Here is a 24609-nt window from a genome sequence, read left to right on the forward strand (position 1 = left end):
TCGAAAGTAAACATCATGACCCTACAAACGATCAAGATCCCCGGCCCCGACCACCCGATCACCCTCGAGCGGAACGATAAGCGCGTCATCGTCACTGTCGGCGGACGCGTGATCGCTGACACGCGGCGAGCCTTCACGCTGCTCGAGGCCAAGTATCCGCCGGTTCACTACATTCCGCGCGAGGACGTGGACATGGCAGCCCTCGCGAGGTCGGCGACGCAGACTTACTGCCCCTATAAGGGCGATGCGGCCTACTTCAGCATTCCGTCCGCCGGCGAACGTTCGACCGATGCGGTCTGGACCTACGAAGCGCCCTATGAGGCGGTAGCCGAAATCAACAGCCATCTCGCTTTCTACCCCGACCGCGTCGATGCGATCGAGGAACAAGCCGCCTGAGCGGCATCTTCAAGGAGTAGTCGTCATGTCTAATCTCACCGGCAAGGTCGCCATCGTCACCGGAGCATCGAAAGGCATCGGTGCCGCCATTGCCAAGACCCTGGCCGCGCGTGGCGCAGCGCTCGTCGTCAATTACGCGTCTAGCAAGGCTGGCGCGGAAGCCGTGGTCAAATCGATCATCGCCGCGGACGGCAAGGCAATCGCCGTTCAGGGCGACGTGTCCAAGGTGGCGGAAGCAAAGGCTGTGGTCGACGCTGCCATTGCCGCCTACGGCCGCCTCGACATTCTGGTCAACAACTCTGGCGTCTACGAATTCGGCCCTCTGGAGTCGGTCACCGAGCCGCAGTTCCACAAGATGTTTGACGTCAACGTGCTTGGTTTGCTGCTGGTGACGCAGGCCGCGGCTCCCCACCTGCGCGAAGGCGGAAGCATCATCAACATCGGCTCGGGCGTCACCGCGATCACCCCGCCCCAGACGGCAGTCTATACCGCCAGCAAAGGCGCGGTGGACGCCATCACCGGCGTATTGGCCAACGAACTCGGCCCCAGGAAAATCCGGGTCAATACCGTGAGCCCCAGCCTAACCGAGACTGAAGGCACGCACAGCGCCGGAATGCTCGCTTCAGAGTTCGAAGCCGGCATCGTCACCCAGACGCCGCTCGGCCGCCTCGGACAGCCGCAGGACATCGCCGACGTCGTCGCCTTCGTGGCCTCGGACGATGCGCGCTGGGTCACCGGTGATAAAATTTCGGCCGGCGGCGGTCTGCGCTGATGGGAGACCGTCACGTCGGCCACCGCTCGTCGGATGGCCGACATTCCCTTCCAAAAATGGTCCTGAGCCGCCGAGCCAGTTTTTGGGTATCGCTCGCCGTTTCGATGCATACGCTTTGGACGAGCGCCGCACCGGCTCTCAGTTACCGGCTCTATGCCGAGGAATGGCAGCTGTCGCCCCTCCAGACGACGAGCGTGTTCGCGATCTATCCGATATTCGTCGTCGGTACGCTGGTTTTCCTGGGCGATTTATCGGATCACGTCGGAAGACGTCGGACCATGCTTGCCGCGCTCGTCTTCTCCTTGACAGGCGCCCTGGCACTGGCGTGGGCGCTCGATATCGAATGGCTTCTTACGGCCCGCGCAGTAATGGGGATCGGGGTTGGCCTTGCGAGCGGTGCTTCGACAGCCGCCATCCTCGAGTTCAGTCCGAGTGGCGATCCTGAACGTGCCGCTTCCGCGACCAACATGGCACAAGCGCTCGGCTTCGCCACTGCGCTTCTTCTCGGTGGAGCCCTCATTCAGTACGCGCCCTATCCGCTGCGGCTCGACTTTGTCGTTCTCGCGCTGGTGATCGCCACGCTGATCACCGCAGTCTGGTTCCTTCCTCGTCATGTAGGGAGCCGAAAGCCATGGTCTCTACGGATGCCGCATGTGCCGGCAAGCATTCGGAAAGAATTTTGCGTGGCAGCGATCGGCGCCGCGACGGCTTTCACCAGCGGCGCCGTTCTCCTTTCGCTCGGAGGCCAAGTGGCGCACGACCTGGTCGGCTCCGCCAACGAGTTGATGAACGGCGCCGTCCTGGCGAGTTTCGCCGTCGTCTCGGCGGCAGTCACCGGCGTTGCAAGGAAGCTGCCGCCGCGATTGGCATTCTTTCTCGGCTCCATCGCGGCCGTTCTCGCCGTTCTGTTCTTGTGGCTGGCGACGAACGTCCACTCGCTGCCGGCTTTGCTCGTTTCGACCTCGCTGGCGGGGATCAGCTATGCGCTTCTCTTCCTGGGCGCGCTGACCCTGCTAAACGCCGTTTCGCCGGCCGACGGCCGGGGTGGCGTGCTCTCGGCCTTCTATCTCGTCGGCTATCTCTGCATGGGGTTTTGCGCGCTCGCGCTCGGTTTGGTCGCCCGGGCGTCGGGACTGGCGACAGCTGTCGCTGTGGCATCGGTTGTACTCGCTTCGCTGGGAGGCGCGACATTCCTTTTTGCCGCGATGCGCTTCCCAACCATCGTCGAATGACCTCCCGACGAGTGGTCTGCAATTGGCCCTTAGCCGAGACGACTAAGCGCGCCTCTTTTGTCCGCTTCTACGCGAATGAAGTCGTTGTTCGGCTGGCGTTCACAGATGGGTACCCGCCCTACACCGCCGGCAACACCAGCTCGGCCCGCAAGCCGCCGATCGGCGCATCGCTCAGGGTGAGCTTGCCGCCATAAAGGCCGGCGAGATCGGTCACGATCGACAGGCCGAGCCCGGAGCCGGGCTTCGATTCGTCGAGCCGCTGGCCGCGTCGGGCCACCTTGGCGCGCTCGTCCTCCGACAGGCCGCGGCCGTCGTCGTCGACCGCGATGCGCAGCTTCGGCCCGGCGCCCGGCGCCTCCGGCGGCACCACGCTGACCTCGATGAACACCTGCGAGGCCGCCCATTTGCAGGCATTGTCGACCAGATTGCCGACCATCTCCTCCAGATCCTGCCGCTCGCCGCGGAACCGCGCCGCCGGATCGGCCTTCGCCTCGATCGAGAGGTCGCGGTCGCGATGGATCTTCTCCATGGTCCGCCGCAGCGCCTCGATGACAGGTGCGACATCGGTGATGGTCGAGACAATGGTGGCGCGGGCGGCGATCCGGGCGCGCTCGAGATGGTGCGCGACCTGGTCACGCATCACATCGGCCTGCTCCAGCACCTTGCTGGCGAAGGGATCGGCGCCATGCGACGCCGCCTCGTTCACGATCACCGACAGCGGCGTCTTGATCGCATGGGCGAGATTGCCGACATGGGTGCGCGAGCGCTCGACGATCTCCCGGTTGGCATCGATCAGCGCATTGGTCTCGCGCGCCAGCGGCGCGATCTCGACCGGAAACCGTCCCTCCAGCCGCTCGGCGCGGCCGGAGCGGATATCGGCGATCGCATCCGAAATGCGCTTGAGCGGCGCGAGGCCATAGCGCACCTGGAAGATCGTGGTCAGCAGCAGCACGATGCCCAGCGCCGCGAAGGTGCCGAACAGATAATAGTCGAAGCTGCGGGTCTCATCGAAGATCTCGGTGGCGTCACCGGCGACACTGACCAGGAACTTGCCGTCGGCGCCGAGATCGACCGGCCGCTCCACCACCCGCAGGCTCTGGCCCTCGGGCCCATCGACATAGCCGAGGCGGACGCCGGCGGCGGTCAGCTCGGCGCCGTGCTCCTCGAGCTTCGGAAGCTTCTTGTCCCACAGCGAGCGCGAGGCGCGGGTCTCGCCCTTTTCGGTGTCGGTGCGGGTGATCTGCCAGTACCAGCCCGAAAGCGGCAGGTCGAACAGCGGCTCGCCGAGCGACTGGAACTGGCGGTCCGCCGGCTCGTCCGGCGTCGCCACTTCGGCGATCAGGGTACGCAGATAGAGGTTGAGGCGCCGGTCGAAGGCGCGCTCGGTCGCGTCGCGGTAGACCGACGACAGGATGACGCCCGTGATCGCCAGGATCACCACCACCCAGGCGGTCGCCGAGACGAACAGGCGGGTCGCAAGCGAGCTGCCGCCCATCACGCCACGCGCTCGAACAGCGTGTCAGCGGCAACAGACATCAGGGATTCAGACATCTGCGAATCCAGTCCTCCCGGCGCGGATCATGACAATGCCCGTGCACGCCGATCAAGCACTCCAAGAGCATGATCCGATTGTAAAGGATATGCCCTCATCCTTTTGTTTGATCGCGTTTTCTTCACGCGAGCGACCGGGGTATCCGCGTCGCTCGAAAACGCTTTAAGAGCATGATCTCCGCGCAAACGCTACGCGTTTGTCGCGAGGGAGAACCGCTTCGCAGTTTTCCGGATCATGCCTCAAGTCGGCGCCGACAGCATGTAGCCGAGGCCGCGAACCGTCTGGATGATATCGACTTCCAGCTTCTTGCGGATGCGGCCGACGAACACCTCGATGGTGTTGGAGTCGCGGTCGAAGTCCTGGTCGTAGAGATGCTCGACCAGCTCGGTGCGCGAAACCACCCGCCCGGTGTGGTGCATCAGATAGTCGAGCAGATTGTATTCGTGCGAGGTCAGCTTGATCGGGTTGCCGTTGACGGTCACGCGCTTGGTGCGGGTGTTGAGCGCTACCGGCCCGCACACCAGCTCGACCTGGGCATGCCCGGTCGCGCGGCGCAACAGCGCACGGATCCGCGCCAGCACCTCCTCGAGATGGAAGGGCTTGGCGACATAGTCGTCGGCGCCGGCGTCGAAGCCCTGAACCTTGTCGCTCCAGCGGTCGCGCGCGGTGAGGATCAGCACCGGCATCACCCGCTTGTTGCGCCGCCAGGCCTCGAGCACCGAGATACCGTCCATCTTCGGCAGGCCGATATCGAGCACGACGGCGTCATAGGGCTCGCTGTCGCCGAGGAAATGCCCTTCCTCGCCGTCGAACGCGCGATCGACCACATAGCCGGCGTCCGTCAGCGCGGTGGTGAGCTGGCGGTTCAGATCCGGGTCATCCTCAACGACGAGCAGACGCACTTTGGCCTCCGAGAGTGAGCATTGCGATAGTTCGGCATCAAATGAGGCTTCGCGCCGTGAACGGCCTATGAATGGATCCGCGACGCAAATCTAATTTTTTCGTCAGGTGCACCATCCCGGGAACCCGCGCAAGCGCCGCTGGTTCCATCGGTCAGATGTGGATGGAACTGCGACGGGTTCCAATTGATGGTATCAAAATACCTAATATTTGATACGCACCGGCTAACCCAACATCGTGTTACCAATGCGCCGGCGCCGTGAGCCAGCTCACCGACGGCGGCGGGTTAACCCTCGGCGGGCATTTAATTATCGTTGATATCGGCGATGCGCTAATCCAGCACGGCGGGGCGCAGGGACCGGGAATAGTTTTTTGCTTGTTTCAAAGATCAAGACGTTTGCTGTGGTCGCCGGCTGGCTCGCGCTGGCCTTCATCGCATTTGTCACACTGTCGCCAATCCAGGACCGTCCAACGTTCTTGCACCCGCAGGCCGAGCGCTTCGCCGCGTATGCCGTGATGGGACTGGCCTTTGTGCTGGGCTACCCGCGGCGCACCGCGCTGATCGTGCTGTTTGTCGTCTTCAGCGCCTTCACGCTGGAGGCGATGCAATTGCTGACACCGGACCGCCACGGCCGGCTGCTCGACGCGGTCGTGAAGGTCGCGGGCGGTTTTGCCGGCATCGGCGCGGGTCACTTCATCCTGCTGGTGCTGCGCAGCCAGTTCGGCCGGCTGAAATCGCGCGCGGAGAACTCCGCAAGCTAAAGCGCGATGACGATTCAACCTGATCTCATCGCGCTTTAACGCCGGCGCGGATGCGCCTTCTGGTGCCACGCCCAGGCCGAGCGAATGATGTGGCCGAGATCGGACCGGCTCGCCTTGAAGCCGAGACCGCTTTCCGACTTGGAGGGATCGGCCACCAGGATCGGCGGATCGCCGGCCCGGCGCTCGCGCACCACGCACGGCACCGCTTCGCCGGTCTCGGCGCGGATCGCGTCGAGCACCTCGCGCACCGAATAGCCGGTGCCGGTGCCGAGGTTGAACACGCCGCCGGCGTCGCCCTTCAACAGCAGTTCGAGTGCCGCGATATGGGCGCTGGCGAGATCGTCGACATGGATATAGTCGCGCACCGCGGTGCCGTCAGGCGTCTCGTAATCCTCGCCGAAGATCGCGAAGTCCGGCACGTGCCCGAGCAGCGCCATCAGTGCGCGTGGAATGAGGTGCGTCTCGGGATCGCGCAGCTCGCCGATGGTGCCGGAAGCATCGGCGCCGCAGGCGTTGAAGTAGCGCAGGCAGACCGAGTTGAACCGATAGGCCGCGCGATAGTCGGCCAGCATCTGCTCGATCATGAATTTGGAGCGGCCGTACGGATTGACGGTCGGACCCGCGGCGCTCTCGGGAATCGGATCGCGCCCGGCATTGCCGTAGACGGCGCCGGTCGAGGAGAACACCAGGCGGTCGCAACCCGCTTCCCGCATCCCGCGCAGCAGGCCGAGCGTGCCCGCAACGTTGTTGCTGTAGTATTTCTGCGGGTCCGCGACGGATTCGCCGACCGCGCTGAACGCGGCGAAGTGCATCACGGCAAGCGCATCGTGCTCGCGGACCGTGGCCGTGATCCTGTCATGATCGGCGACGTCGCCGATGACGAGCGGCCCCCATTGCACGAAGTTGCGGTGACCGGTGGAGAGATTGTCATAGACGACCGGAACAAAGCCGGCCTCGGCAACGGCCTTGGCGCAATGGGATCCGATATATCCCGCGCCGCCCGTGATGAGGATCGAACCCCTGCTCGCCATTGAAAATGCCGTCCCTGCGCCGGCCAGTCCCGCGCCTCAACAAATGCAATCGTTGCATGGGTACGACATTCCGCCGGACGCGGCAAAACGACGATGGGAATAGCGTTAAGAGCGAACGGATGTGCGGCAAGCGGGACGGTTAACGCGACCGCAGCGGTACACCGGTCTGTTGCCCGACCGGCGGCGCGTGTCGCCTCCCATAAGGATAAACCGGGTTGCCGGCGGGACCGGCCTCGTCGCCGGCGGCCGCGATGTCGGAACGCCGCCGCCCGGTCCATCGATCGAATAGCGCGCTCCGCCCTGCGTGGTCTGTCCGCTGCCCTGTGCAAGCGCGGCGCCTGCGGCAGCGACGGCCAGCGTCGCGATCGTGCACAGGCCGGCCAGCTTCATGACGATGGCTCGAGGGATGTGAACGGGATCAACCGGTCAAGCCGGCAATCGTTCCGGATGCCCGCCGCCACATGCATCGAACGAAAGCGGCGCGGCGAAATGTCTCGCCGCGCCACTGTCAATCGATGGGGCCCTGCTCGAGGAAATTCAGGCGCCGGCCTGCGCGATCGCGGCCCAATGATCGGGGTTCGCCGGGGTCTGCATCCTGACCCAGCGATAACGCGCCTGCGACCAGGTGCGGAGGAAGCAGATGTTCTCCGTGTCGACGCAATCGACGGCGGCATTGTTGATGGCCGCGAAGTTGAACGGCCCGTCGACCGAAATCACGTCGATGTCGTCGTCGGAAAGGCCCTCCAGATAGTCCAGCGCGTCAGGCTCGCTCGAGCCGTTGTCGACGACAAGGATCCGGGCGTTGGTCTCGTGCGCGGCCGGCAGGACCGTCTCGATGCAGCGCTTGAGAAGCTCGGCGCGATTCCTGGTCGGGATGATGATGGTGGTGCGCTCATTCCAGTCGACGGCGCGCTTGACCCGCACGGCGGGAAGCAGACCCGCCGGCCGCGGCTCGACATGCGCCTCGACGCCGTCCCTCGCGAAATAGGCCTCGCTTGCGGCGACAAGCTCGACGGTTGCGGCGGGCGCATCAATTCCCGGCAACGCCGCAACCGATCCCGGCAGATGACAGGTTCGCTCCCGCTCCGCGCAGGACAGGAAGATGTCGTAGAGCGACGTTGCGGATCGCAGCGCCGCCACGGCGCGTTCGCGGCGCACAGCAAAGCAATACGCCCCATAGCCCTGCTCGAGCGCACGTTCGAGATCGAATGCTGGAAACGCCAGCGGCCAGACGGCGCCGGCACCCGCGGCGATTTCGACGTCGCCATAGACGAGATCGCAGCCGGGTTCGGAAGCAAGCACTTCGGCGAAGCGATGCAAGGCATCTTCAGCCAGGATCGTCCCGCTCAGGCAGAAGACGAAGAATGTGCCGTTGGCGGCATCGCCGTCGATGAATTCGCGCGCCGCTCCCGGATCGAACCGGCTGAACCCGCGCGTCGGCAGGCACACCGCCGACCAGGCCGCATGCCGCTGGGCTTCGAGACTCTCGATGCTTTCGTCCACCCTGGCCTCGCCGATCAGGACGACCGCGGCCTCCGATGGAGCGTCAGACTCCATCGCCGTCGGCGCGAAGCGTTCCTTCCAGCTGCGATAGGTGTGAAACGGGACCGAAGCCGGCAACAGCTGATCGAACAATTGTCCGCGCAACCGCTCGCTGTCCCAGCGTCCGAGCTCCGCGATGGTCTGCTCCAGTCCGCGCTCGAACGCGACGAATGCGACCGGCTCGGAGATCAGGCTCCGTCCGGACACCGTCCGCGCCGACAGCCCGCGCACACGGCCGTCGGCAAAATGCTCGGGCAGATGAAAATCGATCCGGCGGCCGACGCCGAACTCGCCGCCCCGCGCGACGTTGGTCCACCCGGTGGGCTTCACGGTCATCACCGGCCGCTGCGCGATCAGGATCTCGATGTCCTCGGCCAGGTCCTGCGCAAGCCAGCCCTCGAAGCGCAGGCCACCAGCCCACTTGATCTCGCAGATCCGGTGCCACTGCGCGTCCGGTGCAGCGACATCGCAGCGAATCGGAGCACCGACGGCACCTCCGATATTGGCCAGCCGCGCCTCGATGATTGCGGCGCTGCCGCCGACCTCATCCTGCACGCTGAAGGTAAAGCCAAATCGTCCATCGCCGATTCCGGCAGCGGCGAGCTCTGTTACAAACTCGTCACACAATGATGACATGTATGGCTCGCCGTCGACGAGCAGCTCGACGGTATAGCGCCGGCCGAGATCGGCGCGGTCATACACAAATCCAGAAAACGTCGTGCGATCGTATCTGGAGAATTGCGTTTGCAACGACGCGTATTCAGCTCTCGAGGGCTTCTGCTTGCCAATCGTCTTCGTGCTCATGTCCACCCCTCAAACGGCGGCTCGATTGTCGGTCGATTTCAAGTTGAGAATGTGTCCATGGCGCGTCCGAGGCGACTAGCGCGCACTCGATTGCACCGAGCCCATCACCGTTTGCACAAAAAGCCGCCGAGCTCCAACACAAACCATACGCTATAAAACTTGGCGTTGTCGGCGCCAATTGTGCTAGTGCTAACTCCTCCTCTCCACACCGATCGACGAGCGGATTCATGAAGATTGCAATGGTTGGAACGGGATATGTAGGTCTCGTGTCCGGAGCGTGTTTTGCCGACTTCGGCCATCAGGTCGTTTGTGTCGACAAGGACGCCGGCAAGATCGAAGCCCTGAAGCGCGGCAAGATCCCGATCTACGAAACCGACCTCGATAAGCTCGTCGAGACCAACGCCGCTTCCGGACGGCTGACCTTCACGACGGAGCTCGCGGGCGCGGTCGGCGACGCCGACGCCGTGTTCATCGCGGTCGGAACGCCCTCGCGGCGCGGCGACGGCCATGCAGATCTGAGTTATGTCTATGCAGCCGCCAAGGAGATCGGCGCCGCGCTCAAGAAGTTCACCGTGGTGGTGACGAAGTCGACCGTGCCCGTGGGCACCGGCGACGAGGTCGAACGCCTGATCCGCGAGACCAGTCCGAACGCCGATTTCGCGGTGGCTTCGAACCCCGAATTCCTGCGCGAAGGCGCCGCGATCCAAGATTTCCGCCATCCCGACCGGATCGTCGTCGGCACCGAGGACGACCGCGCCAAGAAGGTGATGGGCGAAGTCTATCGTCCGCTGTACCTGAACCAGGCGCCGATCCTCTATACCGCGCGGCGCACGGCGGAACTGATCAAATACGCCGCGAATGCCTTCCTCGCCACCAAGATCACCTTCATCAACGAGATCGCCGATCTCTCCGAAAAGGTCGGGGCGAACGTGCAGGAGGTCGCGCGCGGCATCGGGCTCGACAACCGGATCGGAACCAAGTTCCTGCATGCCGGCGCGGGCTACGGCGGCTCCTGCTTCCCGAAGGACACCCGCGCCCTGTTCAAGACCGCGCTCGACCACGACGTGCAGCTGAAGATCGTCGAGGCGACGCTGACCGCCAACGACAACCGCAAGCGCGCGATGGCGCGCAAGGTCGCCAACGTGCTCGGCGGCGAGCTGCGCGGCAAGACGATCGGCGTGCTCGGCCTGACCTTCAAGCCCGATACCGACGACATGCGCGAGGCTCCGTCGATCCCTCTGATCAACGGCCTGATCGATTTCGGCGCCAAGGTTCGCGCCTACGATCCGGTCGGCATGGAGCAAGCGCGCAAGGAATTGCCGGAGATCGAGTACTGCACGGACGCCTATGAATGCGCGCGGCAGGCCGATGCGCTGGTCATCGTGACCGAGTGGCGCCAGTTCCGCGCGCTCGATCTCAAGCGCATCAAGCAGGAGATGAAGCATCCGGTCGTCGTCGACCTGCGCAACATCTACCGTCCGGACGAGATGGCCGCGCACGGCTTCACCTACGAGAGCATCGGCCGGCCGCGCTGAGCGGCTGTGCCGCGGCGCTCGCTTCACCTTTCCCCATCGGGGAGAGGTGAAGCTCCGCCGCCGTTTCAATTCAACCCAATCCCCTCACGCTCTAAGCGTGCGCCGGCGCGCTGAGCTGGACATAGGCGTCGAGCTCGCGCGCAAGCGCCTCCTGCCAGGTCGGCATCGCGACGCCGAACTGCGCTTTCAGCCGCGTCAGATCCAGCCGCGAATTGCCAGGGCGCACCGCCTTGGTCGGGAAATCGGCCGTCGCAATCGGAACGATATTGTCGACGGCGAGCGTGACGCCCCGCGACCGCAGCCCACCGACGATGGCGGTGGCAAAGCCATGCCAGCTGGTTTCGCCGGCGCAAACCAGATTGACGACGCCGCCCCTGCGCATGAGCTGATCGTGCAGCGTCGTGATGTTCGGCAGGACAATGCCGGCGACCGCACTGGCGATCGCTTGAGCCGTCGTCGGCGCGCCGATCTGATCGGCCACGATCCGCAGCTCCTTACGCTCGCCGGCGAGCCGCGCGATGGTACGCAGGAAATTGCTGCCCTTCGCGGCATAGACCCATGAGGTGCGCGCGATCAGATGCGCGCCGCCCGCCGCCTGGATCGCGACATCGCCGGCAAGCTTGCTGGCGCCGTAGGCCGACAGCGGTTCGGTCGGGCTGTCCTCGCGCCACGACCGGTCTCCTGAGCCGTTGAAGACGTAGTCGGTGGAGAAATGCACCAGCGGCACGCGGTTCGCGGCCGCCCATTTGGCGAGCGCCTCGGGCCCCCTGGCGTTGACCAGAAAGGCCAGCTCACGCTCGTCCTCGGCACGATCGACCGCCGTGTACGCAGCCGGATTGATGATGAGATCGGGCTTCAGGCTTTTCGAGCTGGGCCGTCACCGTCTCCGGCTTCGACAGATCGAACTTCGCGGACGGCGGCGCGATGATGGTGCCGTGACCTTCCAGCAGCGGCTTCAGCGCACTGCCAACCTGGCCGCGTGTTCCCGTCAAAAGAATCCGCATCAGATTTGTCCGTAGCTGGGAAGATTGCTGGCGTCGGCGAGCAGCGGCGCATCCGCATCCTTCGCCGACAGCTGTGGCTTATCGACGCCCCATTTGATGCCGATCGCGGGATCGTTCCAGCGGATCGAGAGCTCGTCCTTGGGGCTGTAGAAGTCGTCGCATTTGTAGAAGAAGTCGGCGGTTTCCGACAGCACCACGAAGCCGTGGGCGAAGCCGCGCCCGGCGACGACATCGGAACTCGTCGGACCGTTGGTCGGCATGTAATAGCAACCGCTGACCGAAACGGCGGCCGCAAGCAATATCATTGTTCGAATGAAATTCGCGCGCGACATTCAAATACTCCGGCCGTGCCGTAACACGCCGACCATCACAATCACAAGGTTCCGCGATATACTGTGGTACGATTGATAAGAAATGTTAGCGGAGTGAGGCAATTCGGCGACACCCTGCGCCGCCGTAGGCCAAACGGCCCGAGCGGCATCACTCCGGCTTTGATTTCGTGTGATGTTCCCGTTATCTGTGAATGAGATGGTTTGAGTGAACGGTAGAGGGTTCGATGGCTCGCATGAAGCCATTGGCGATCGCATTGGGAACCGTCGCCCTGCTGCTTGGCGGCTCCGGGGTTTTTGCCGCGGAATTGAGCGTTTCCGCTGCCCCGCGCGCCGCGCAGCGCGTCAGCGGCAATTGCTAGCGGCTGCAACATTGTCACGGCGATGTCTGCCAATGGAAACGGGTCCGCTGGCACGGCTGTCCGGATCGCTATTCCTGCGCGCCACTCTACGGCGCCTACGGACCCTATGGCGGCCGCGACTATTGGGCCGCCTACAGCTACGGCGACCTGCACCCGTACTGAATGTTAATCCACTAACAAAGCCGCCCCATTCGCGCGGGCCGACACCATGCCGGCGCGCCTCGCGACCACCGGGTTAACCCCGGCTTAGGACCCGGCCCGCTAGGATGCGGAGGCAGGGTTTGGTTATGTTACTTATTTTCCTTTGCAATTTGATCGGCGGCGCCGTTGTCGGGCGGCGCCAGCACTGCCTGGTGCTGGTGCCCGTCACGCTTGCGGAACTCGCGCTGCTTGCCGTTATCGCAGGCGAGCGCCTCGCGTGGCCCGAGACCATCCTGCTCATGATCATCGCGGTCGTATCGTTGCAAGGCGGATATCTCGCAAGCGCCTTCGCGCCGCTGTTCTGGTCCCGCACCTCGACGCCGTTGCTCGCCCTGCGCCGCCCGCATTGACGCGGCACGAGGCCGCCGCATTCGGCGCGCTGCATTTTCCATTGACCTCGCCGCGAGCCCGGGGCATCCCGCTGCCTTGCGTCGTCATCCTCCGCAGGAATGCCCTCCTCAGGACTTGCCCCGCTCGTGTGGAACGTCACGGCTTTCATCTGCATCTTGATCGGTGCGTCGATTCCGCTGGGTCTGTTCGACGCCTCGTTCGTCACCGGCCTCGTTGGCGCCGCGACGTCGCTTGGGTTGCTGGCGAGCCTGATGGTGATCCGTCCAGGTGAACTGTCATTCCTGAAATCGGTCGCCGGGCCCGCCGTCACGACAGCGCTGGTGCCGGTGCTCTGGATCATCCTGCAGATGCTGCCGCTGCCGTTCCTCGCGCATCCGGTGTGGAAGTTCGCCGGCGAAACGCTGGGAGCACCGCTCAGCGGCAGCATCACGATCGATACCGGCGCCAGCCTTGGCGCGCTGCTGGTCTGGCTGTCGCTGTTATCGGTGATGATATCAGCCGCGGCGATCGCGATCGATGCCCGCCGCGCCGACATGGTGGCCCGTAGCAGCGCGGCGACGGCAACCGTCGCGGCACTGATCCTGCTGCTGTACAGCGATCCGATCAAATTCTGGCTTGGTGCCGGCGACGCGGCACGCGATCAGACCGCGAACGGCTTCCTGATCGTCGTTCTCATGGGCGTACCGCTCAGCCTGGCGCGCGCGCTCGACGCCGGCGGCCATGCTGATGGCCGCACGGCGGCGCAGCTTTTGCGATTGCGCTGGCTGTTCGCCGCCAGCACGCTGTTCTGCACCGCCTGCGCCTGCTGGTACGGCCGTCGCGGCGCAGCGGTCGCGTTCGCTGCGGGCGTCGGTCTCGTCCTGATGATTTTCGCCGCGCGAAAGCTTCATCTGCACCGCTGGAGCAGCGCCGGCGCCGCCGCGGCGATCGCGCTGATCGCGCTGGCGACCGCGGTCGCCAACCGTCACCCCGACGTGGCGCTTGCAATCGCATTCGCCGATGCGCCGGCCGAGTTCGTGCAATCGACCCACAATCTGCTCGCCGACCTGCCCGCGCTCGGCAGCGGCGCCGGCACCACCGCCATGTTGGCGTCCACCTACACGGACTGGCAGGGCGCGACCACGCGGCCCGTGGTGGCGAGCAGCGCCGCCGCCTTGATCGCCCAGTTCGGTTCCGCCATGTTCTGGACTCTACTCGCGGTTACGATCGTGGGCATCGCGGCGTTCACGGCCGGTGCACGCAATCGCCGCCGTGACTGGTCCTATCCCGCGGCGGCCGCGGCCGCGCTGCTGACGCTGCTGCTCGCCGCCTTCACCTTGCCGGAATTGCCGGCGCTGCCCGGAGTGATCGTGTTGGGAGCCGTGATCGGAACAGGACTGGCACAGCGCATCAGCCGTTCACGGTTGCAGGCGGGCTGAGCGGCAGATGCGCAACCTCCTCCGGCGTATTGTCGGCCAGACCGGCGACCTCGAACATGACGAGGGCGATGAGACCTGCATCTACGCCGTCGGCGACATCCACGGGCACGCCGATTTGCTGAGCGAGATCTGCGCCCGCATCGATGCCGATATCCGCAAGTTCCGGCCGGCGCGGCCGATCCAGGTGTTCCTCGGCGACTACATCGATCGCGGACCGGATTCGCGCGATGTGATCGCGATGCTCGATCAGCGGCGGCGAAACCGGAGCATGGTCTGCCTGCTCGGCAATCACGAGGCCTGTCTGCTGGAGTTTCTCGTCAATCCCGACATGCTCGCGCAATGGCGGCAGTTCGGCGGCCTGCAAACGTTGATGTCCTACGGGCTGACGCCCTCGCCGAATCCCGACGCTGAGGAACGCAGGGCACTCGCGCAGGCGCTGGTTCACCAGATGCCTCCGGCCCATCTTGCCTTCCTGCGCTCGCTGCCGATCTGTTATGTGCACAGCCGCTATTTCTTCGTACATGCCGGCGTCAGGCCCGGCATCGCGCTCAACCAACAGCGCCGGGAAGACCTGCTCTGGATCCGCGACGACTTCCTGATGTCGGAAGATGATTTCGGTAAGGTCGTGGTCCACGGCCACACGCCGGTGCACGAGGCCGAGCTGCTGCACAACCGCATCAATGTCGACACCGGCGCCTATGCGACCGGCCGCCTGACCTGCGTCAAGCTCGAGGGCGCACGGCGATCGCTGATGATGACCGGCGATCGGGCCGCGCGCCATGGCTGATGCAATGGCTGACACGATCCGCCGATACGCACGGCAGCTCCCAGCGGGCTTCGCGTCGGCCACGGCCACGATCGGCGCCGCGACGCTGGCGTTGTCGGCCTGGTGGCTCGCCGCCGATGCATTGCGCGGCAAGCCGTCGTTCGCTGCCGACATCGGCGTGGTCAGGAGCGAGCTGTGGCTGCGCGACGGCTGGAGCGAATTACAGAGCTCCCCCGAGGCGGCCGAAGCCGCGTTCACGCGCGCGCTTCGACTCTCGCCGATGGACGCCGGCGCCTGGTTCGGCCTCGCCCCCGCGACCGGGCGGTTCGACTGGCTGAACCCGACCGCATCGAAGGCGCTCAAGATGTCCTACTACACCGGCTTCAACCGCAGCGACCTGGTCGCGCCGCGCCTGATCCTGCTGGCGCAGGTCGACACCACGCGCGATGTGGAGCTGGTCGACCTGCTGCGGCGACAGGTCCGCCTGATCATCACCCGCGCGCCGGAGCTGAAGGGTGCGGTCGGCCAGGCCTATCGCGTGGCGACCGACGCCAACCGGCGCATCATCGAGGCGGAATTCAAGGACGCCAAACAGAGCATTCCGGAGTAAGGCGTGTCGGCATTGGCGGCCGTCGGATGCCAGGTCGTCACGACATCCGGCCGTCAGACACCCTTGTGCCGCAGCACCGCACCGACCGTGCGCAACAGGATGCGCAGGTCGAGCACGAAGCTCCAGCTCTTGATGTAGATCAGGTCGTGCGCGACGCGCAGCTGCATGTCCTCGATCGCGGGCGTCGCGCCGCGCAAGCCCTGCACCTGGGCGAGACCGGTGATACCCGGCTTGACATGCTGACGCTGCGCGTAGCTCGCGATCAGCTTCGAATATTTGTCGTCATGCGCCAGCGCGTGCGGCCGCGGTCCGACCAGCGACATGTCGCCGCGCAGCACGTTGATCAGCTGCGGCAGCTCGTCGATGCTGCGGCGGCGCAGCGTCGCGCCGATCCCGGTCAGCCGTGCATCGTTCGGACGCGCCTGCATGATGACATCGCCGTCCTCGAGCACATGCATCGAGCGGAATTTGAGGATGGTGAACGGCCTGCCGTCGAACCCGTTGCGGCGCTGCCGGAACAGCACCGGGCCTTTGGAGTCGAGCTTGATCGCAATCGCGGTCCCGATCAGAAGTGGCGCGAACAGCACCAGGAGGCCGCTCGATGCCACGATGTCGAACAGCCGCTTGCCCGCACGCTCGAGCGAGGTGAGCGGCGAGCGCTGCATTTCCAGCGTCGGGATCGGGCCGCTCACCACCATCCGCAGCGCCAGGAAGCGTTCCGCGGTTCGATCCGGCAGCAGCCGCACCGGCAACGGTGACGCCCGCAATTGATCACAGACGAACTGGATGCGTGGCTCCTGCTGCCAGGGCATTGCAAGAATGATCTCGTCGGCGCCGCACTCACGCGCGGCACGAATCGCCGACTCAACCGCCGTGCGATCGCCCGCGTCGTGGGCCTGGCCGGTCAACTGAATCCGCCGCACCTCGCTGAGACCGAAATCGCACAGCAGGCTCGATTGCCGCACCCGTGACAATTCGTCCGCCATCCCGACCACCACCGCGCGGCGGGTCGCCAGCATGCCGCGGTCGATCGCGCGTTGCAGCGGCGCCTGCAGCAGCATCCGTCCGGCCACCAGCCCGAGGCCGCCGATCAGGCCGAATGACATCACCGAGCCGCGCGAGACGCCGGAGCCGACTTTCAGGAGGAAGATGATCAGTGTCATCAGCAGGACGACCAGCAACCATCCGCCGAGGAGGCTGCTCCAGCGCCGGTCGAGGCCGGCCAGCACCTGCGCATGATAGAGGCCCTGCGACTTCGCCACGAACATGTGAAGGATCGCGGCGAGAACCCCGATCCCTAGAAAACCCTCGAAGCTGTTGCTATAAACCGTGTGGTAGTAGAACAGATGATAGGCCGCGCCGCCAATGATGCTGGACAGCACGACGATGATCATCTCGAAGGCGACGGCAAACGCTTCGAGCGAGGCAAAAGCGAACGAGAAGGCGCCGAAGTTAACCGGTACCTTCGCTAATCGAGCGTCCGAAAGGTCGGTCATCGGTAATTAACATTCGTGTTAACGATTCACATGTTTAATATCGGGCAAGCCATGAACCCGCAAGGCCTGCCCGCAATATCAGGCAGAGAGCGTCCATGAGTTCATCGGCTGGCGAAACCGAGGCCGCGCTGGTAGCCCTCCTCCACTTGATCCGCCTGATGGGCGCCGAACTGGTCGCTGGCCAGCACCGCGACGACGTCGAGGTGCTGGTCAAGGCGGTCGAAACAAAGCTCCGATCGGCCCGCTTTCCGGCCGACATGCCGAATCAGGACATCGTCAACGGCTTGGACCTCGCACAGGCGAGGCTGCGTCCAATCCTCGAAGAGCTACGCGCACGATCAGAAAAAGCGCATCTGAGCGACCAGCTGTTGCTGGCTCCCAGGCCCTCACGAATCCATTAACGGATGAGCCTTGGTCAGCTCTGGACTTCACCACGGCGGGGCAAACCGTTCCCGCCGCTGGACCTGACCGCCAGCTTCTCCTCGATCTTCATTTTCTCGAGCAATAGGTCGGTTACGATCCGGCGCAACCGTTCATTTTCCAGCCGCAATTCGTCAATACGGTTATGGGCGTGGGGGATCCCATCTCGATCATCGGTGCGAGCGGCAAGTGCGGTCACAGTACCATTCCCCGGGTGGCCGCGTTCGGCCTCCTGCTTGCGCCAGCGGTGAAATGTCATCACGCTAACGCCCAGCACCTTGCACGCTTGGGCTTGTGACTGCCCCCGCGCCATGAGTTCCTCGGCCTGCTTGACCTTGGAACTGATCTCGTCAGTTGAATGACGCCTCATTGGTCATCTCATTGCCCCCTAGATTAGCAATCATCGCATGGCCTATAAGCTATGTAAATGCAACAGGAAATTCAAATTACGGATTCCCCGGGGGGCCTTCGGGAGCCTCGAATTTGCCGTCGATAACGCTGCATTTTGCGAAGAAACGCCGAACCTGCAAGGTATTTACCGGAATATTTGAGCGATATTCCCGCGCCGAACCGACCTCACAGGAAAAGTTATACGACTTTCTGCGTATGAGAATTTGATCTGGGTAACTGGCGCACCGTTTGCATTCCTGAATGAGAAGCAAATGAGAACATCCAATCGGTCCTTCGACAGATTGTGAGTGCGTCATGCCTCTGCGATATCTACGTCGCCAGTCAAGCGAGAGTTTCACAGCACTCCAGCAAATTAATCCCGCAACCCCAGCGTTCGGCGGCTTGCAGGCGCGCACGTGCAGCGATAGTTACAGAGACGTTAGGCGTCACGAGAGCTTCAACATATTTGAGGATTATTTTCACGAAACCTAACACTAATAACGCGATCCACGAATTATCGATTAGGCGCTTTCCCACCCGAGGCCATCAGGCGGCACCACCGCCCGACAATCCGCGAACTATTCCGTGCTGACGCTTGTCAGAGCCAGCTTCTGATCGACAATTATTACGGGGATCGACACTATGGCGCGTCTCAAGGTCTTCGAAGGAAAGCAATCCCCGCCCAGCGAGGCGACCGATGTCCTGGAACGCCTGGTCGCGGAGACTTCCGAGCTCCGGCATACCGCCGTCGAGCTGGTGTTGCAGACCTGGATCCTGCGCGAGCGTCTGTCCGATGTCGTAGCGCACAAGCCGGTGCGCCAAGAGCACTGACCCGGCCCCGCTGTCCACCACAGACCTGTTGCCGAAGCCGCCGGCATCCGGCAGCCCAATCCGCGCTTCTATTTTAGATAGAGTTGTCCGCGAGCACGGACGAACCACCACCCTCGCCGCGCCGGCGCGAAAGTGGTGGCAATCGCGCAGTAAGGAATTCGCAGACGAATGTCAGCGATGAACCCCGGTGCAATGCGGCGCGCGGGGCAGTCTGCTGACGCGATACACCAAACGAGCGGGACGCAACCGGGCGCTCGTGAATTTCACGCAGCTCAGCGATATCCAACATCAGCGCAACAACCTCGTTGCGCAGCGATTGGTTAGTCGCGAGCAACGCCTCCTCGATCGGCTGATGCAAATGTTGAATCTTGTGCTGCTTCATGGCGCGCCCTCGCTCTGCGGTTAAGGGTATGAGCGATGTGATTGAAGTTTCGATGACAGAGTTAGATCACGCACATGGAAAGCGGTTAATGGGGCAGGTTTGCGACCAACATCACACCGACAGTAATTTTTCCAGTTTTCGCTTCCACAACCTGATCGCGAAAGGTTTAATCGATGGCCGTATTCTGTCGTTGCGATGGGATGCTTGCGGCAGTGATGCGACGCGCAGCCAAATAGCGCAGTCGGCGCCGGCCGTGGAGTGCGACCAAGAGCATAAAATCATTCGACGATCATTGCTGGCTGCGATTGCGATTGAAACCGGCGGCATGCTTGCGAGCGATCGCAATGTCGCCGCGTCAGAGGCCGGTTGCTTGAAGAGGTGTTCCAGCCTCGAACCAGATATTCCACCAACGCCGGCGTACACACACTAAATCTGCTGCGCTGGATCGACCAGATTTGCTCTGCGCATAACAGGTCGAACCGAGCAGCATGGATGCAGCGACCAATGCCGCGATCCACACCGTTCGCAAAATGTTTCGAACCGTTACCGGTGTCGCCGCGCCGCCGGATAACAAACGCTCCGATCGGCTCCCACGATGCGACGAAAGAATACGACGCTGCACGTTCGGTCGTGCAAGAAATTCGCCTCGGCCGCGCCAGACGCGACAATACTATTCTAATTCAAGACAGTGCCGCTGGCGCGATTCAGCTGCAGCAGAAGGCGCGAGCGGCTCGGGCTTCATCTGCCGGGCGCTCGCATGATCGAGCGCGATGAACAGCCGTTCGCGCCATCACTGCCATAAGGAACGCTAATTCACGACGCGCCGCGGTCGCTGCGCTACTTCGACTTGGGATGCGTCTCGTCGCCCATTTTTCCGCCATTGGCGACGCACGTGTTGAAATAGTCCCGCTCATCCTTCGCGCCGCCCCTCGCGCTGCCCGAAGCGGGATTGCCAGGTTGCCGCGGTGGAAATGCCCGCGCCACCAGCGCGTCGCAGGCCCGTGCGACCTGGGCGTCAATCGCGTGCGCCGGAGTCACTGCGCTGAAGATGACCGCTGCCGCGACAACCGCAAAACGATTGATAACTCGCATTGCCAGACTCCATTCCAAGCTTGGCCAGGTTTTTTCTCGCGCCTGGATTCGCGAGGAGCGCACTACGTCCGATCGACGTTGTGATATGCCTGATACCAGGCAACAAACTTGGCAATGCCGTCCTCGATCCGCGTCTGCGGCCGAAAGCCGATGTCACGCTCCAGATCGGAGACATCTGCCGATGTCTCAAGGACATCTCCAGGTTGCATCGGCAACAACTGCTTTTCGGCCTGTCGGCCGAAGCCGCGCTCGAGCAGCGCGACCACATGCATCAGGTCTTCGGGCCTGCTGTTGCCGATATTGTAGATCCGCCACGGCGCCTTGCTCGATCCCGGATCGGGATGCGCTCCCGACCAGTTGACGTCGCCCTCGGGGACCCGGCCGATCAGCCGCACCATCGCTTCGACCACGTCATCGACATAGGTGAAGTCGCGCCGCATGTTGCCGTTGTTGAACAGTTGGATCGGCTTCCCTTTGGTGATCGCATCCGCGAACGCGAAGAGCGCCATGTCCGGCCGATACCAGGCCCCATACACGGTAAAGAACCGCAGCCCCGTCGTCGGGATCCGATAGAGGTGGCTATAGGAATGCGCGAGCAGCTCGTTGGCCTTCTTCGTCGCGGCGTACAGGCTGATCGGATGATCGACGTTGTCGTGGACCGAGAACGGCAGCTTGGTGTTGGCGCCATAGACCGACGATGAGGACGCAAACAGCAAATGCCGGCATGCGGTATGTCGGCAGCCCTCGAGAATGTTGAGGAAGCCCTCCAGATTGGAATCCACATAGGCATGCGGGTTCTGCAGGGAGTAGCGCACGCCGGCCTGGGCGGCGAGATGCACCACGACCTCGAAGCGATAGCGCTCGAACAGCGCCTTCATCCCGGCACGATCGGCGAGATCGAGTTGCAGGAAGGTGAAACCATGGTGCTGCTTGAGCAGATCGAGCCGTGCATGCTTGAGCGCCGGGTCGTAATATTGGTTCAGATTGTCGATGCCGACGACCGGCTGCCCTGCCCGCAGCAAATACTCCGCCAGATGGAAGCCGATGAAGCCGGCGCAGCCCGTGACGAGTAGATTGCCTGCGATCACCACGTTTCGCCTGTGCCTTTCGCCTTGCGCTGGGCCAAGCCGCACACGCGATCGAGCGCGGGCCGCAGCTTCTGCCTTCGCGTTCCGGCCGCAGGGTGCGTCAGTTGCCGGCGGCCGCAGGTTTATAGTCCGGGAAGCGGCTCAGCACCGCGGCCTTCATGAACTTGAAGTGCGCAATCTCGGTCGCCAGTTCCTTCAGCCGACGCTGGCCGTTGGAGATCTCGGCGTCAAACAGGTCCTGATGATAATTGTCAAGCGCCTCGCGTTCCAGATATTCGTCGGTGCCGTTGCCGAGAGTCACCGCGGCGCGGGCCAGAACGTCGTCGACACGACGGCCGAGGCCGGATTGCTCGCTTTCGGCTGCCTGTAGCGCGGCCTCGATTGCGGCCATGATCGATCCGATCCGGGCGCGATCGGTCTCGGCGTCGCGCTCGGCCGAGCGTGCCTTGAAACCTTCCTCGCTACGCCGCGACCGGATCAGGTCATGCGCGCGAGCCCGCAAAAACAGCTGAAACATCTGTCAGTATCCGGTTCGGGCCATTCAGGCAGTATCGCTCAAAATCGCCCGGTCTTAGTTAAAAAAGGGTGAATCGCGCCCTTGCCCGGCCCTCAGGTCGGCCTTCCACTTGATCCAGGCCTTGCCGTGCTTGTCATAGAGTTCGAGCCACTGTCCCTCGACTGCCGACGGCATCGTCTCGGCGCCCAAGGTCTCCCCGGCGGGGGCTGGCCCATCCAGTACCGGCAGAGAGGTGTCCAATCCCTCAAATTCCGAGGTCTCTTCAAGCGTGAGGCCGACCAGCACACGCCGGCCACTGACGTCAACGACATACCGCCTCGGCGAGTGCCCCCTGAGATCACTCATGCTGCGCAAGTTCCCTCGCGATCGGCGCATCCTTCCGCGAGGTCAATCCAGGGCTGGCACACGACCAGTCCGGCTGCCGCAATGGACGGAGACAAGACGATCGATTGCATGTTGCCCGCCAAACCCCAACTCATCCGCCGCTCCACCCGACCTCCGGGTGCCCGCCAAACGTTCCACGCTTAGAACGCGCGCCGCATGTGGCCGAACGCGCTGAGCGGCTGGTCCCGCCGCGGCGATCTGGCGGCTGACGGCGCCACATAGGGCGCATGGATCTGATACTGCGCGCGGCGCTTGTGCGACCGCCATGAGCGCGCGGCAAAGCCGGAGAAGAAGCCTGCGACGAATACCGTCGCGAGAATGAAAACAGAAGAGACCATCACAATCGTCCACGTTAGCCGTGATGTTATTAACATTCAGACTTGTGACAACATCATGATGGGGCGCGCCGAAAGAATGCTCAACCGCTGGAATTCTTGTGCAAGCAAACGGCGCAACAATGATCAGGCGCCGACGCCGGTTGGCCTCGCGCGCGAAGCGCCTCAGGAGAACCACCACAGCATGAATTTCAGGAACATCGAGCTGAGCAGATAGATCCATCCCGCCATGGCCAGCACCGTCAGCCCGACGAAGACACCTGAAACGCTCTTCTCTTTGAGGCGCGCCAGCAACGGGTTTTTCTCTTCGCGCGGAAAGAACATCTCAAGCTCGAGGCGTATCTGATTCAAATCAGCTAGCAGTCAATTTCGATGATCTCGTGACGCGCCACGGGCAGCGTGCATCAGAGATTCCGGGTGCAAAATCTCGTGACGTCGCGCGCCGTCGATCGAGAAGATTCCTGGTTCAAAAAATTCTGCGCGACATGGTCCGGGCTTTGACTTCAGCGGTCACGGCAGCATGCACCGCGCGCCGCAGACGCGCGTGACGCATCCAGACGATCCTCAAGACCGAGGATCCACACGGCCGCGTGCGCGGCGCGGGCCAGAGGCACAGACGTGATCGTCCGCCCACAGCGTTGCAAGCGCAGGGTGGCGCTGGTTGCGTCTCGATCTAACAATGAACGCCTCGCACGCGGGAAACCGGCGCTGGCAGCGTCACCCCCGGAAGAAGGCGAACCAGATGAGACCGAGGATCAGGACCGCGAGCCCCGTCGAGGCCGAGAGCAGTGCGAGAACCGAGGGTCCGGGCTCGGCCTGGCGCGCCTCGGTCGGGGTTTCGATGATCTGACCGTGTCGTTCCCTGGCCATGGCGACCTCTTTGCTTAAGTGTCTGTGATTCCGGCGATTGCCGCTCCCGTTCGAAAGGCCAACGCGGGACCCGGAGCGATGTTCCGGTGCGCCTGGCGGCCGTTGCGGTCACCGCGTCAAACCGGCGCAGGCTGAAGCCACGGTTAACGCCGTTGCCAGATTCAACGGGCCATGTTGTTTCAAACTGGGGTTCCCGGTGTTATCCTTGACCGTTCCGTCGGTTGCGTAATCGGAGTTTTCCCTATGGCCCCTCGCGCCAATTGGAAGGGCTTTTTGCGCCTTTCGCTCGTGACCTGCCCGGTTGCCCTGTACCCGGCGACGTCGGATACCGAGAAGGTCTCCTTCAACCAGATCAACCGCAAGACCGGCCACCGGATCAAATACGCCAAGGTCGATGCGGAGACCGGCGAGGAAGTCTCATCCGAAGACATCATGAAGGGCTACAAGGTCGACACCGACACCTATATCGAGGTCACGAAGGAAGAGCTCGACGACATCGCGCTGGATTCGACCCGCACCATCGAGATCGACGAATTCGTGCCGCGGTCCGAGATCGACAGCCGCTATCTGATCCGCCCCTATTATCTCGTTCCCGACGGCAAGGTCGGCCACGACGCCTTCGCGGTGATCCGCGAGACCATCCGCAGCATGGACAAGGTCGCGATCGGCCGCGTGGTGCTGACCAACCGCGAGCACATCATCGCGCTCGAGCCGCTCGACAACGGGCTGATGGGCACGCTGTTGCGCTACCCCTATGAGGTGCGCAGCGAAAAGGAATATTTCGACGACATCCAGGACGTGAAGATCACCAAGGACATGCTGGATCTCGCCAAGCACATCGTCGAGCAGAAGTCCGCCGAGTTCGATCCGGAGGAGTTCGAGGACCGCTACGAGCAGGCGCTGATCGACCTGATCAACCAGAAGCGCAACGGCATCAAGATCGCAAAGCCCGCGGCGAAGGCCAGCGGCAACGTCATCAACCTGATGGACGCGCTGAAGAAGAGCCTCGCCAACGAGAAGCAGGCCGCGCCGGCGAAAGCCGATGCAAAGGCAGCGAAGGGCAAGAAGCCGAAGAAGCGCATCGAGGGCCAGCGCGAGATGCTGCTGCCGATCTCGGGCAGCGGCAAGCGCGAGCCCAAGGAAGCCACCAAGCCCGAGCCGAAGAAGGCCGAGAAGGCGACGCGGGCGCAGGGCACTGCGGCGCGGAAGAAGGCCGGCTGACGAGGCCTCCCCCGGC

The 24609-nt window shown here is 63.5% G+C and carries 30 protein-coding genes and 1 pseudogene; 14 read left to right on the top strand and 17 right to left on the bottom strand.

The window, feature by feature from the left end:
• Positions 1-15: 15 nt before the first annotated feature.
• Genes ACTUWL_RS04115 through ACTUWL_RS04125 form a run of 3 tightly spaced genes read left to right on the top strand, consistent with a single transcriptional unit; the run spans position 16 to position 2400 of the window.
• Positions 16-396 carry a DUF427 domain-containing protein gene (locus ACTUWL_RS04115; protein WP_021082026.1) on the top strand — a complete coding sequence of 127 codons (381 nt, stop codon included), beginning with the start codon at positions 16-18 and terminating at the stop codon, positions 394-396.
• 25 nt (positions 397-421) lie between these two features.
• Positions 422-1168, top strand: a complete 747-nt coding sequence (locus tag ACTUWL_RS04120) for a glucose 1-dehydrogenase (protein WP_021082025.1) — start codon at positions 422-424, stop codon at positions 1166-1168.
• Positions 1168-2400: an MFS transporter gene (locus tag ACTUWL_RS04125; protein WP_106940112.1), complete on the top strand. Its 1233-nt coding sequence runs from the start codon at positions 1168-1170 to the stop codon at positions 2398-2400. Before ACTUWL_RS04120 ends, ACTUWL_RS04125 begins: the two co-directional genes overlap by 1 nt.
• A 118-nt stretch (positions 2401-2518) precedes the next feature.
• On the opposite strand, the gene ACTUWL_RS04130 is transcribed toward ACTUWL_RS04125, so the two are convergent.
• Complete coding sequence (locus ACTUWL_RS04130) at positions 2519-3895, bottom strand: sensor histidine kinase (protein ID WP_021082022.1); 1377 nt, start codon at positions 3893-3895, stop codon at positions 2519-2521.
• A gap of 296 nt (positions 3896-4191) precedes the next feature.
• Positions 4192-4854, bottom strand: a complete 663-nt coding sequence (locus ACTUWL_RS04135) for a response regulator transcription factor (RefSeq protein WP_021082021.1) — start codon at positions 4852-4854, stop codon at positions 4192-4194.
• Between the two features lie 400 nt (positions 4855-5254).
• Between ACTUWL_RS04135 and ACTUWL_RS04140 the strand changes: the two genes are divergently transcribed.
• On the top strand, positions 5255-5614 hold the full coding sequence (locus tag ACTUWL_RS04140; protein ID WP_199196587.1) for a VanZ family protein: 360 nt from the start codon (positions 5255-5257) through the stop codon (positions 5612-5614).
• Between the two features lie 35 nt (positions 5615-5649).
• On the opposite strand, the gene galE is transcribed toward ACTUWL_RS04140, so the two are convergent.
• Both galE and ACTUWL_RS04150 read right to left on the bottom strand, forming a co-directional pair.
• Positions 5650-6645 (bottom strand): UDP-glucose 4-epimerase GalE, encoded by a 996-nt coding sequence (galE, locus tag ACTUWL_RS04145; RefSeq protein ID WP_021082019.1) that lies wholly within the window; start codon positions 6643-6645, stop codon positions 5650-5652.
• Between the two features lie 537 nt (positions 6646-7182).
• The gene (locus ACTUWL_RS04150) at positions 7183-8991 is read right to left on the bottom strand and encodes a glycosyltransferase family 2 protein (RefSeq protein WP_021082018.1); all 1809 of its coding nucleotides are present in this window, start codon (positions 8989-8991) and stop codon (positions 7183-7185) included.
• Positions 8992-9218: 227 nt separating this feature from the next.
• On the opposite strand from ACTUWL_RS04150, the gene ACTUWL_RS04155 reads away from it, so the two are divergent.
• A complete protein-coding gene (locus tag ACTUWL_RS04155; protein WP_021082016.1) occupies positions 9219-10526 on the top strand; it encodes a UDP-glucose dehydrogenase family protein in 1308 nt (435 codons plus the stop codon).
• A gap of 91 nt (positions 10527-10617) precedes the next feature.
• Here the strand turns inward: ACTUWL_RS04155 and rfbD are convergent, their stop codons facing one another.
• From rfbD to ACTUWL_RS04170, 3 genes and pseudogenes are all read right to left on the bottom strand, one after another.
• On the bottom strand, positions 10618-11385 hold the full coding sequence (gene rfbD, locus ACTUWL_RS04160; protein ID WP_307756284.1) for a dTDP-4-dehydrorhamnose reductase: 768 nt from the start codon (positions 11383-11385) through the stop codon (positions 10618-10620).
• Positions 11318-11530 (bottom strand): sugar nucleotide-binding protein, encoded by a 213-nt coding sequence (locus ACTUWL_RS04165; RefSeq protein ID WP_307756283.1) that lies wholly within the window; start codon positions 11528-11530, stop codon positions 11318-11320. The genes rfbD and ACTUWL_RS04165 overlap by 68 nt, the downstream gene beginning before the upstream one ends.
• Positions 11530-11748, bottom strand: a pseudogene (locus tag ACTUWL_RS04170) (dTDP-4-dehydrorhamnose 3,5-epimerase family protein); the annotation flags it as partial. The pseudogene ACTUWL_RS04170 and the gene ACTUWL_RS04165, both read right to left, overlap by 1 nt.
• Before the next feature lie 338 nt (positions 11749-12086).
• On the opposite strand from ACTUWL_RS04170, the gene ACTUWL_RS04175 reads away from it, so the two are divergent.
• The 5 genes from ACTUWL_RS04175 to ACTUWL_RS04195 all read left to right on the top strand — a co-directional run bounded on the left by ACTUWL_RS04175 (position 12087) and on the right by ACTUWL_RS04195 (position 15567).
• Positions 12087-12221: a hypothetical protein gene (locus ACTUWL_RS04175; protein ID WP_021082013.1), complete on the top strand. Its 135-nt coding sequence runs from the start codon at positions 12087-12089 to the stop codon at positions 12219-12221.
• Positions 12222-12508: 287 nt separating this feature from the next.
• A complete protein-coding gene (locus ACTUWL_RS04180) occupies positions 12509-12772 on the top strand; it encodes a hypothetical protein (protein ID WP_021082012.1) in 264 nt (87 codons plus the stop codon).
• A 126-nt stretch (positions 12773-12898) separates the two neighbouring features.
• Entirely contained in the window at positions 12899-14191 is a 1293-nt protein-coding gene (locus ACTUWL_RS04185) for a hypothetical protein (RefSeq protein WP_021082011.1), read from the top strand.
• A gap of 7 nt (positions 14192-14198) precedes the next feature.
• The gene (locus ACTUWL_RS04190) at positions 14199-14978 is read left to right on the top strand and encodes a metallophosphoesterase family protein (protein ID WP_021082010.1); all 780 of its coding nucleotides are present in this window, start codon (positions 14199-14201) and stop codon (positions 14976-14978) included.
• Positions 14979-14982: 4 nt separating this feature from the next.
• On the top strand, positions 14983-15567 hold the full coding sequence (locus tag ACTUWL_RS04195) for a hypothetical protein (RefSeq protein ID WP_146160335.1): 585 nt from the start codon (positions 14983-14985) through the stop codon (positions 15565-15567).
• Between the two features lie 53 nt (positions 15568-15620).
• Here ACTUWL_RS04195 and ACTUWL_RS04200 read toward each other — a convergent pair whose 3' ends face one another.
• The gene (locus ACTUWL_RS04200) at positions 15621-17063 is read right to left on the bottom strand and encodes an undecaprenyl-phosphate glucose phosphotransferase (protein WP_021082008.1); all 1443 of its coding nucleotides are present in this window, start codon (positions 17061-17063) and stop codon (positions 15621-15623) included.
• Between the two features lie 95 nt (positions 17064-17158).
• Here ACTUWL_RS04200 and ACTUWL_RS04205 point away from each other — a divergent pair, with 95 nt between their 5' ends.
• Entirely contained in the window at positions 17159-17464 is a 306-nt protein-coding gene (locus tag ACTUWL_RS04205; RefSeq protein WP_021082007.1) for a hypothetical protein, read from the top strand.
• Between the two features lie 14 nt (positions 17465-17478).
• Here ACTUWL_RS04205 and ACTUWL_RS04210 read toward each other — a convergent pair whose 3' ends face one another.
• Entirely contained in the window at positions 17479-17853 is a 375-nt protein-coding gene (locus ACTUWL_RS04210; RefSeq protein ID WP_035653398.1) for a helix-turn-helix domain-containing protein, read from the bottom strand.
• A gap of 662 nt (positions 17854-18515) precedes the next feature.
• Between ACTUWL_RS04210 and ACTUWL_RS04215 the strand changes: the two genes are divergently transcribed.
• The gene (locus ACTUWL_RS04215; protein ID WP_021082005.1) at positions 18516-18704 is read left to right on the top strand and encodes a hypothetical protein; all 189 of its coding nucleotides are present in this window, start codon (positions 18516-18518) and stop codon (positions 18702-18704) included.
• 73 nt (positions 18705-18777) lie between these two features.
• Here ACTUWL_RS04215 and ACTUWL_RS04220 read toward each other — a convergent pair whose 3' ends face one another.
• Entirely contained in the window at positions 18778-19086 is a 309-nt protein-coding gene (locus ACTUWL_RS04220; protein ID WP_021082004.1) for a hypothetical protein, read from the bottom strand.
• 28 nt (positions 19087-19114) lie between these two features.
• Between ACTUWL_RS04220 and ACTUWL_RS04225 the strand changes: the two genes are divergently transcribed.
• Entirely contained in the window at positions 19115-19516 is a 402-nt protein-coding gene (locus ACTUWL_RS04225; RefSeq protein WP_146160334.1) for a hypothetical protein, read from the top strand.
• Between the two features lie 407 nt (positions 19517-19923).
• On the opposite strand, the gene ACTUWL_RS04230 is transcribed toward ACTUWL_RS04225, so the two are convergent.
• From ACTUWL_RS04230 to ACTUWL_RS04260, 7 genes are all read right to left on the bottom strand, one after another.
• On the bottom strand, positions 19924-20178 hold the full coding sequence (locus ACTUWL_RS04230) for a hypothetical protein (RefSeq protein ID WP_021082003.1): 255 nt from the start codon (positions 20176-20178) through the stop codon (positions 19924-19926).
• A gap of 62 nt (positions 20179-20240) precedes the next feature.
• Complete coding sequence (locus ACTUWL_RS04235) at positions 20241-21269, bottom strand: NAD-dependent epimerase (protein WP_021082002.1); 1029 nt, start codon at positions 21267-21269, stop codon at positions 20241-20243.
• 97 nt (positions 21270-21366) lie between these two features.
• On the bottom strand, positions 21367-21783 hold the full coding sequence (locus ACTUWL_RS04240) for a hypothetical protein (RefSeq protein ID WP_021082001.1): 417 nt from the start codon (positions 21781-21783) through the stop codon (positions 21367-21369).
• Between the two features lie 54 nt (positions 21784-21837).
• Positions 21838-22128 (bottom strand): hypothetical protein, encoded by a 291-nt coding sequence (locus tag ACTUWL_RS04245; protein WP_021082000.1) that lies wholly within the window; start codon positions 22126-22128, stop codon positions 21838-21840.
• Between the two features lie 179 nt (positions 22129-22307).
• Positions 22308-22505: a hypothetical protein gene (locus ACTUWL_RS04250; RefSeq protein ID WP_021081999.1), complete on the bottom strand. Its 198-nt coding sequence runs from the start codon at positions 22503-22505 to the stop codon at positions 22308-22310.
• A gap of 162 nt (positions 22506-22667) precedes the next feature.
• Positions 22668-22826 carry a hypothetical protein gene (locus ACTUWL_RS04255; protein ID WP_021081998.1) on the bottom strand — a complete coding sequence of 53 codons (159 nt, stop codon included), beginning with the start codon at positions 22824-22826 and terminating at the stop codon, positions 22668-22670.
• A gap of 393 nt (positions 22827-23219) precedes the next feature.
• Positions 23220-23372 carry a hypothetical protein gene (locus ACTUWL_RS04260; RefSeq protein WP_021081997.1) on the bottom strand — a complete coding sequence of 51 codons (153 nt, stop codon included), beginning with the start codon at positions 23370-23372 and terminating at the stop codon, positions 23220-23222.
• Positions 23373-23615: 243 nt separating this feature from the next.
• Here ACTUWL_RS04260 and ku point away from each other — a divergent pair, with 243 nt between their 5' ends.
• On the top strand, positions 23616-24593 hold the full coding sequence (gene ku / locus ACTUWL_RS04265) for a non-homologous end joining protein Ku (RefSeq protein ID WP_021081996.1): 978 nt from the start codon (positions 23616-23618) through the stop codon (positions 24591-24593).
• Positions 24594-24609 lie beyond the last annotated feature (16 nt).

The organism is Bradyrhizobium sp. WCU1 (assembly GCF_053474805.1).

Coding starts and splice junctions, on each gene's coding strand:
- galE (WP_021082019.1), bottom strand. CDS start 6,645: ATGGCGAGCAGGGGTTCGATCCTCATCACGGGCGGCGCGGGATATATC.
- ACTUWL_RS04190 (WP_021082010.1), top strand. CDS start 14,199: ATGCGCAACCTCCTCCGGCGTATTGTCGGCCAGACCGGCGACCTCGAA.
- ACTUWL_RS04210 (WP_035653398.1), bottom strand. CDS start 17,853: ATGAGGCGTCATTCAACTGACGAGATCAGTTCCAAGGTCAAGCAGGCC.
- ACTUWL_RS04130 (WP_021082022.1), bottom strand. CDS start 3,895: ATGGGCGGCAGCTCGCTTGCGACCCGCCTGTTCGTCTCGGCGACCGCC.
- ACTUWL_RS04165 (WP_307756283.1), bottom strand. CDS start 11,530: ATGCGGATTCTTTTGACGGGAACACGCGGCCAGGTTGGCAGTGCGCTG.
- ACTUWL_RS04175 (WP_021082013.1), top strand. CDS start 12,087: ATGGCTCGCATGAAGCCATTGGCGATCGCATTGGGAACCGTCGCCCTG.
- ACTUWL_RS04205 (WP_021082007.1), top strand. CDS start 17,159: ATGAGTTCATCGGCTGGCGAAACCGAGGCCGCGCTGGTAGCCCTCCTC.
- ACTUWL_RS04120 (WP_021082025.1), top strand. CDS start 422: ATGTCTAATCTCACCGGCAAGGTCGCCATCGTCACCGGAGCATCGAAA.
- ACTUWL_RS04180 (WP_021082012.1), top strand. CDS start 12,509: ATGTTACTTATTTTCCTTTGCAATTTGATCGGCGGCGCCGTTGTCGGG.
- ACTUWL_RS04230 (WP_021082003.1), bottom strand. CDS start 20,178: ATGCGAGTTATCAATCGTTTTGCGGTTGTCGCGGCAGCGGTCATCTTC.
- ACTUWL_RS04215 (WP_021082005.1), top strand. CDS start 18,516: ATGGCGCGTCTCAAGGTCTTCGAAGGAAAGCAATCCCCGCCCAGCGAG.
- ku (WP_021081996.1), top strand. CDS start 23,616: ATGGCCCCTCGCGCCAATTGGAAGGGCTTTTTGCGCCTTTCGCTCGTG.
- ACTUWL_RS04195 (WP_146160335.1), top strand. CDS start 14,983: ATGGCTGACACGATCCGCCGATACGCACGGCAGCTCCCAGCGGGCTTC.
- ACTUWL_RS04155 (WP_021082016.1), top strand. CDS start 9,219: ATGAAGATTGCAATGGTTGGAACGGGATATGTAGGTCTCGTGTCCGGA.
- ACTUWL_RS04200 (WP_021082008.1), bottom strand. CDS start 17,063: ATGACCGACCTTTCGGACGCTCGATTAGCGAAGGTACCGGTTAACTTC.
- ACTUWL_RS04240 (WP_021082001.1), bottom strand. CDS start 21,783: ATGTTTCAGCTGTTTTTGCGGGCTCGCGCGCATGACCTGATCCGGTCG.
- ACTUWL_RS04125 (WP_106940112.1), top strand. CDS start 1,168: ATGGGAGACCGTCACGTCGGCCACCGCTCGTCGGATGGCCGACATTCC.
- ACTUWL_RS04115 (WP_021082026.1), top strand. CDS start 16: ATGACCCTACAAACGATCAAGATCCCCGGCCCCGACCACCCGATCACC.
- ACTUWL_RS04260 (WP_021081997.1), bottom strand. CDS start 23,372: ATGGCCAGGGAACGACACGGTCAGATCATCGAAACCCCGACCGAGGCG.
- ACTUWL_RS04245 (WP_021082000.1), bottom strand. CDS start 22,128: ATGAGTGATCTCAGGGGGCACTCGCCGAGGCGGTATGTCGTTGACGTC.
- ACTUWL_RS04220 (WP_021082004.1), bottom strand. CDS start 19,086: ATGAAGCAGCACAAGATTCAACATTTGCATCAGCCGATCGAGGAGGCG.
- ACTUWL_RS04150 (WP_021082018.1), bottom strand. CDS start 8,991: ATGAGCACGAAGACGATTGGCAAGCAGAAGCCCTCGAGAGCTGAATAC.
- ACTUWL_RS04225 (WP_146160334.1), top strand. CDS start 19,115: ATGAGCGATGTGATTGAAGTTTCGATGACAGAGTTAGATCACGCACAT.
- ACTUWL_RS04250 (WP_021081999.1), bottom strand. CDS start 22,505: ATGGTCTCTTCTGTTTTCATTCTCGCGACGGTATTCGTCGCAGGCTTC.
- ACTUWL_RS04255 (WP_021081998.1), bottom strand. CDS start 22,826: ATGTTCTTTCCGCGCGAAGAGAAAAACCCGTTGCTGGCGCGCCTCAAA.